This window comes from Neolewinella agarilytica, assembly GCF_900110645.1.
Classification (GTDB): domain Bacteria; phylum Bacteroidota; class Bacteroidia; order Chitinophagales; family Saprospiraceae; genus Neolewinella; species Neolewinella agarilytica.
The window spans coordinates 142,349-149,017 of record NZ_FOFB01000017.1 but is presented as its reverse complement, the minus strand read 5'-3'; the positions used below and the strand labels follow the sequence as shown (position 1 = coordinate 149,017).

Below are 6,669 nucleotides of genomic sequence, written 5' to 3'. Positions count from 1 at the left end.
GCCCACTGCTTGGTCATATTCTGTATAGTTTGGCGACTTACAAAATACGACTGACAGCCTTTATATCGAAGAAATCATAATTTTAGACACGCTCTTAAACAGCCATCTGCTGCAAATGAGCGAATCCGATTAACTGTGTCTGCTACTCCCATGGCACAGCCTAAACAGGCCGGAGGGGCTTCAAAACATGCTGCACATGCTATCGTTGTAGTAGTCATACTTACAATTATCCGGATCGGCCGCCAACCACCACATATTTTACCGTCATTATCTCCACCCCACCAAGATTTACTTTCCCCAAATCGCGAAGCAAAATATATTTCTATTTCGCTGGTTCCTGGCTCGCTGTTTAGTATTTCAAGCATTGCTGCCTGTTGTCGGTCATTATAGGTATGAAATTTGGGGAAAAATTTATGATAATTTTCAGGAAACCCATAACCATTAATGAGAATGTCATCAAAATTGATATCCTCGTTATTACTGATTTTTTGCTCAACGAGTAATTGAACTTCAGTAGCAACTTCGGGGGTTATTTGGTTGATTAAACTTATAGCCATCTTACTATCCGAAATAATTTCTTCTAGATCAGAGTCGATTTCGTATTGAACCTTAGCTTCAAATCCTAATGATTCCTGTTTACAAGATGAAACAAAAAAGGAAAGACAAATAATAACGACGAAAAAGTGAAATGAATTCTTCATTTTGTTAATGTGTTTAGGTGAAAAAGAATATACAACATGTGCTATTTAATAAACACCGCTTATGCTGTCAACTATTCCTATAAACGCGAAAAGAGATTAATTATGTAATAATTAATCTCTTTTTATTTAAAAATCGTTTTTTTTTTAAAAATGATTCCACCCCTGCGCCTTAACCTCATGAATATTCCCACCGGTAGTATGCAGCGTAATACCGTCATCCTTCCCGACGATCTCTCCGGAGATATAGATATTTGGCAGGAAACGGACTTTCTCCACGTCCTTCGGGTCGATGGTAAAGAGGAGTTCGTAGTCTTCGCCGCCGGAGAGGGCACAGGTGATGGGGTCGAGGTTGAATTCGAGGGCCTGTAGCTGGGCTTCCTGCTTGATGGGCACGTTGCCCTCTTCGATAATCGCACCAACCTTACTGGCCTTACAGATATGCATAAGCTCGCTGGCCAGGCCATCGGAGATATCGATCATGGAGGTTGGGACGATATCGTTCTTGGCGAAGAGATCGATCATATCCGTCCGGGCTTCGGGACGGAGGATGGCGGCGTAGAGCTCCTTATTCTCGGGCTTCATTTCCGGCTGCATATCGGGGTTAGCGAGGTAGACTTGCTTTTCCCGTTCCAGTAACTGCAGACCGAGATAAGCGCTGCCGAGGTGACCGGTGATGCAGATGAGGTCGCCCATCTTTGCACCGGAGCGACGGGTAATCCGGCTGGCTGGTGCCCGGCCAATGGCCGTGATGGAAATGATCAGCCCTTTATTGGAGCTCGTGGTATCACCGCCCACCAGGTCAACGCCGTAGGTTTCACAGGCAGCCTTTATACCGGCGTAGAGTTCGTCCAGCGTCTCCACACTAAAGCGGTTGGAAATCGCAATGCTGACCGTAATTTGCTGCGGGCGGGCGTTCATCGCACAGATATCGGACACATTAACGGCCACGGCTTTATAACCGAGGTGTTTCAGCGGGGTGTAGCCCAGGTCAAAGTGAATACCTTCCACAAGCATGTCAGTGCTGACCACGAGCTGCTCGTCGCCGCCAGTGGCAATGATGGCGGCATCGTCACCAACGCCCAGCACGGTACTTGGCTGGCGGTTTTTGAAGCTGGCCGTCAGATGACTAATCAGGCCGAATTCTCCGAGGGTATTGACGTCGGTACGGGAGGACATAAGTTCGATTTAAGCGATAAAGGGGCGCGGGGCCGCAGGTGCAATGTAAGGTTACGGGGCAAGAGCCTGCATGGAAACCCGCCGGAGGGCGGGTGGTTCAGTTTAGGCAAAAGGACCTTTTCGCCCGCCTGATCCCACTTTCAGCTCGGGCACACCATACCAGGTCCGGAATAAAAAGCCACAGAGCACCCCAAAGACGAAGCCACCGATGTGCGCCCACCAGGCAATTCCTCCGCTGGTATCGCCCAGACTGGCGTAACCGGATTGCGATTGCTGAAAGAACCAGAAGCCCAGAAATACGAAAGCGGGCACATTAACCCTGAAAAAGACGAAATAGCCTTTGATATTTGACTTGGGAAACTTGACGATGTACGCCCCCATCACGGCAGAGAGCGCGCCACTGGCGCCTACGGCGGGGATGGTACTGCCGGGGTTAAAGTAAATATGGCACAGTCCGGCGGCCAGCCCCCCCAGAAGGTAAAAAACGGCGAAGGGCGCATTCCCGATCGATGCTTCAATATTGTCCGCAAATATCCACATGTAGAGCATGTTCCCGATCAGGTGCATCCAGCTGCCGTGTAGAAAAGTGGAGGTCAGGAGGGTGTAATAATCCTGCCCGTTTTCAATTTCATCAGGAATACAACCGTAGGTATACACGAACTCGTTGAAGGAGCCGGCATCCAGCGTCGCCTGATAGATAAAGATGAGCACGTTAAGTGCAATAAAACCGTAAGCGAAATAAGGCTTGTGGCCCTGGTGGACCTGATCATCTCCGATGGGAAAAAACATATGCTTTGGGTGGTGTTGTCGATACTGACAACGGGGAAAATCCGGCCTGCCGGCCAGACGAAACGAAATTTACTGTACGGCGGCTTTGGTGATCCGGACCTTAAGCCGGTAACCCGCCGGGTTAATCTTCACCCGTGCTTCCGGGTAAGGCTCCAGCCCCAATATCTCTACTGAGCCATCCGGCACCGCAAAAGATGCCCGGTTTTTACCGTCAGCATTGATTTTCACGTTTTGCTCGCTGCCATCAGCGAGAACAACCCGGACGATGGCTTCTCCGGCGCGAATGCAGTCGACACCCTTCGGGCAACGGCTATCGGAAAGAACTTCCATAAAGGTAAAAGCAGAAGGCGTTTTCGTCACTACTAACCCGCTGCCAACCATTACCTCGGCCTGCTCTCCGTAGGTCGTCGTCGTCATTGGCCCGCCGCCAACGGCAACCTCGGCTACCTTCTTTGTACAGGAGAAAGCCAGTAATACACAGAGGATGGCGGCAAGACGCATAAACATGGTTGATCGTTTTATGAACGACAAGGTAGGGACAATGTATAACTCATTCTGCCCTTATACCCCTAACCCTGCACCTGCGGCCGCGCCTGACCCCGCCGAAGTGTCCGCACGCCCACCTCACGTTAAGCCCCGACAAAAATCAGACTAATTCCGTTTTATCCGACATCCGGACCGTCCCACCAAACATTCTTCACCATAAAACGATTACTTTTCCGATTCTTTAACCATTAGCCATATCATGAGACGACTACTATACCTATTGGCCTTACTGGCCTTCACCACCACCATCTTTGCTCAGGAAGAGAAGAAAGAAGACGAAAAGAAAGAAGAAAAAGAGGAAAAGAAGGACCCTTACGTTGAGCTGTTGAAAGACGCGGAAGTAGCCAATGGCCTCTTCGACGTCATCACTAAAGAGGACAAGACTTACTTCGAAATACCCATGAGCTTGCTCGAAGATGAAATCCTTGTCGTTAGCCGCATCAGTGGCTTTGTGAAGGGACTTAACTTCGGCGGTGCCGGCACCCGTAGCCGGCCTCAGCAGGTTGTTCGCTGGCAGCAAAAGGGAAAAAAACTACTGCTCCGCAGCGTAAGCTACAACAGCGTAGCGGACGAAAACCTGCCCGTTTACCAATCCGTCAAGAACAACAACTTCGAACCCATCATTGGCGCCTACGACGTAAAAATCTATGGCAAAGACAGCCTCAGTCTTGTGGTTGACGTGACAAGTCTCTTCACATCAGATATCCCGATGTTCGGTGCGATGAGCGATGGGCAGCGAAAAGCTTTTGCCATTAAGGGGCTTGATAAAAAACGGAGCATGGTCATGTCCACCAAGGCATTTCCCAGTAACGTAGAGATTCGCCACATCCTTACCTATACCGGCGGCAAACTGCCCGACAATCAAGTGACCGGCACCATGTCCATCGAGATGAACCAAAGCTTCATCCTGCTGCCCGCCGAACCCATGCAGCCCCGGGTCTACGACCCCCGGGTGGCCTACTTCAGCATCCAACAGACGAACTACGGCCTCGACGCCCAACGCGCCGAAACCCAGCGCTTCATCACCCGCTGGCGCCTGGAGCCCGTTGACATGGAAGCCTGGAAGCGTGGCGAACTTGTTGACGTAAAGAAGCCCATCGTCTACTACATCGATCCCGCTACGCCGGAAGACTGGGCCCCCTACATCGCTCAGGGCGTTGATGACTGGGCCAAAGTCTTCGAAAAGATCGGCCTGAAGAATGCCATTATGAGTAAGCGTGCGCCCACTAAAGAGGAGGACCCCGACTGGAGCCCGGAAGACGTTCGCTACAGCGTTATCCGCTACGTCACTACTGATATCCAGAACGCCATGGGCCCGCACGTACACGATCCCCGTACCGGCGAGATTCTCGAGTCCGACATCATCTGGTACCACAACGTGATGAAGCTGCTCCGCAACTGGTACATGATTCAGACGGCTGCCGTTAACCCCGAAGCCCGGACGCCGAAGTTCAAGAAGGAAGTGATGGGGGAGCTCATCCGTTTCGTCTCCGCTCACGAGGTCGGCCACACCCTTGGCTTGCCTCACAATATGGGTAGCTCTTCTGCTTACACCGTTAAGCAACTACGCACCCCTGGTTTTGTGGCCAAGAACGGTACGGCGCCCAGCATTATGGACTACGCCCGCTTTAACTACGTTGCCCAGCCGGAAGACAACGCAGACATTCACCCCGGCATTGGCCCTTATGACTACCACTCCATCGAGTACGGCTACAAGCCCATGCCCGGTGAAACAACTGAATCTGAGCGGCCCGCCCTCAACGCTATGGTAAAGGCTAAAGCTGACGACCCCGTCTATCGATTTGGTGCGCAGAGTCGCGCCGGCCACGACCCGAGTGCACAAACAGAAGACCTGAGCGATGATGCCGTGATGGCCTCCGACCTGGGTATTAAAAACCTGAAACGAATCGTCCCGAACCTAACCGAATGGATGGCAGAAGACGGCAAGTACTTCGATGACCTGGAAAATGTTTACGACAACGTCATCGGCCAGCTACGTCGCTACACCGGCCACGTGGCCAACAACGTAGGTGGCGTCATCGAATGGCAGCGCTCGGCTGACGAGAATAAGCCCGTTTACAAAGTAGTGGACGCGAAAAAACAGCGCGCAGCCGTAGATTTCGTCAACCGGCAAATCTTCACTACGCCGGAATGGTTGCTGGACGAAGACATCCTCAGTCGCATCTCCGCCAGCGGCGTTAGTGCCAAAATTGAACGTCTGCAGGCCGGTGCTTTAAGTACGCTCATGCGGACCAGCCGCCTGGACCGTTTGGCCGAGCAACACGCCATGGACGATTCTGCCTACGGCCTCATGGATCTGATGAATCAGACCCGCAGCGGTGTTTTCACTGACGCTAACACCAACTCTGCCATCGGTCGCACCCTGCAGTCCAACTACGTTGATGGCCTTGCCGCCGTGCTGAAAAACGAGTCGGTTTCCGCAGATGTCCGTGCTGCAGCGCGGGCAACGCTCACTAATATCCTGGCCATCAACACCGCCAAAGAAGTTCGTGTCGGCAGCAGCCTGAAAACTCCTCTTGGCACCCAGGACCTCGTGATGGGCCACAAGCAGGAACTCGCCCAGCGGATTAAGCTGGCGCTGAATGGCCTGGAGGCGATGATCGACGGGAAGTAACATTAGTCTTTTGGTTCTTTGGGCTTCCGCTATTACGGGCGGTAATATGGTAGCCCGAAGAACCAAAAGACCAACTTACCATTCCAACCTATCCCCCACCTGCAGTCCATGTCGTTCTGCGTAGCCAGCGTTTACCTCCAGTACATATTTTGCGGGGGCTCCGCTGGGAACGGGGTCGGTGCTTTTGGGCGTAGTATTTCGTTGAATACTGACGATCTTTTTGTCTTCTCCAATGTAAATTATATCCAGCGGAATGTAAGTGTTGAGCATCCAGAACGACTGGGGCTCGTTGGCTTCCATGATGAAGAGCATAGCCTGATCCTCGTCCATCTCCTGGCGGTACATTAAGCCTTTGACCCGGCTCTCCTCGTCATCCGCCAGCTCAATGTTGAGCTGCACGATGGATTCAGTAGCACCGTCTCGGTAGATGGCCAGGTCGCCATCGTCCGTAAATTGGGGACCCGTGTAAGCAGGACTTTTAGGAATACTCATGAGGATAAAAGAGATCAACGCAAGGCTCAAAAGCCCGATGATGAGATAGCGCTTAATGTTAGATTTTTTCTTGGGCTGATAGCCGGCAGCCGCGTGGGGCCGTTTCTGCGTGGGGGCTTTTCTTGGCATTGGGTTAGCATTAAATTCGACAGCAAATATAGTCTTGTTACAACCGCTTGGCAGCTGGGGTGTTTATTGCGGTGTATGGGTTCAACATCTACCAACCTAAGTTGGTGCGGTGTTACGAAGCTCTTCGAGCTGTTACTGCCTGATCGCTCCGTATGACCCAACTTCTTTTATCGCCGCTGCTCTCGGGCATCCGGCAACCCG

Annotated in this window: 6 protein-coding genes; 1 reads left to right on the top strand and 5 read right to left on the bottom strand. The window is 51.8% G+C overall.

Translation table 11 applies throughout. The features are described from left to right. Nucleotides 1–74: 74 nt before the first annotated feature. From BM123_RS15615 to BM123_RS15600, 4 genes are all read right to left on the bottom strand, one after another. Nucleotides 75–701, bottom strand: coding sequence for a hypothetical protein (locus BM123_RS15615; protein WP_090170188.1), 627 nt, complete (start codon nucleotides 699–701; stop codon nucleotides 75–77). Nucleotides 702–845: 144 nt separating this feature from the next. Then, the gene (gene thiL / locus BM123_RS15610) at nucleotides 846–1,877 is read right to left on the bottom strand and encodes a thiamine-phosphate kinase (RefSeq protein WP_090170186.1); all 1,032 of its coding nucleotides are present in this window, start codon (nucleotides 1,875–1,877) and stop codon (nucleotides 846–848) included. Nucleotides 1,878–1,979: 102 nt separating this feature from the next. Continuing rightward, nucleotides 1,980–2,666, bottom strand: a complete 687-nt coding sequence (locus BM123_RS15605; RefSeq protein WP_090170184.1) for a rhomboid family intramembrane serine protease — start codon at nucleotides 2,664–2,666, stop codon at nucleotides 1,980–1,982. Between the two features lie 69 nt (nucleotides 2,667–2,735). Further along, nucleotides 2,736–3,173 carry a hypothetical protein gene (locus BM123_RS15600; RefSeq protein WP_090170182.1) on the bottom strand — a complete coding sequence of 146 codons (438 nt, stop codon included), beginning with the start codon at nucleotides 3,171–3,173 and terminating at the stop codon, nucleotides 2,736–2,738. A gap of 238 nt (nucleotides 3,174–3,411) precedes the next feature. Between BM123_RS15600 and BM123_RS15595 the strand changes: the two genes are divergently transcribed. Continuing rightward, a complete protein-coding gene (locus tag BM123_RS15595; RefSeq protein WP_090170180.1) occupies nucleotides 3,412–5,847 on the top strand; it encodes a zinc-dependent metalloprotease in 2,436 nt (811 codons plus the stop codon). A 75-nt stretch (nucleotides 5,848–5,922) separates the two neighbouring features. On the opposite strand, the gene BM123_RS15590 is transcribed toward BM123_RS15595, so the two are convergent. Continuing rightward, the gene (locus BM123_RS15590; RefSeq protein WP_090170178.1) at nucleotides 5,923–6,468 is read right to left on the bottom strand and encodes a DUF192 domain-containing protein; all 546 of its coding nucleotides are present in this window, start codon (nucleotides 6,466–6,468) and stop codon (nucleotides 5,923–5,925) included. Nucleotides 6,469–6,669: the final 201 nt, after the last annotated feature.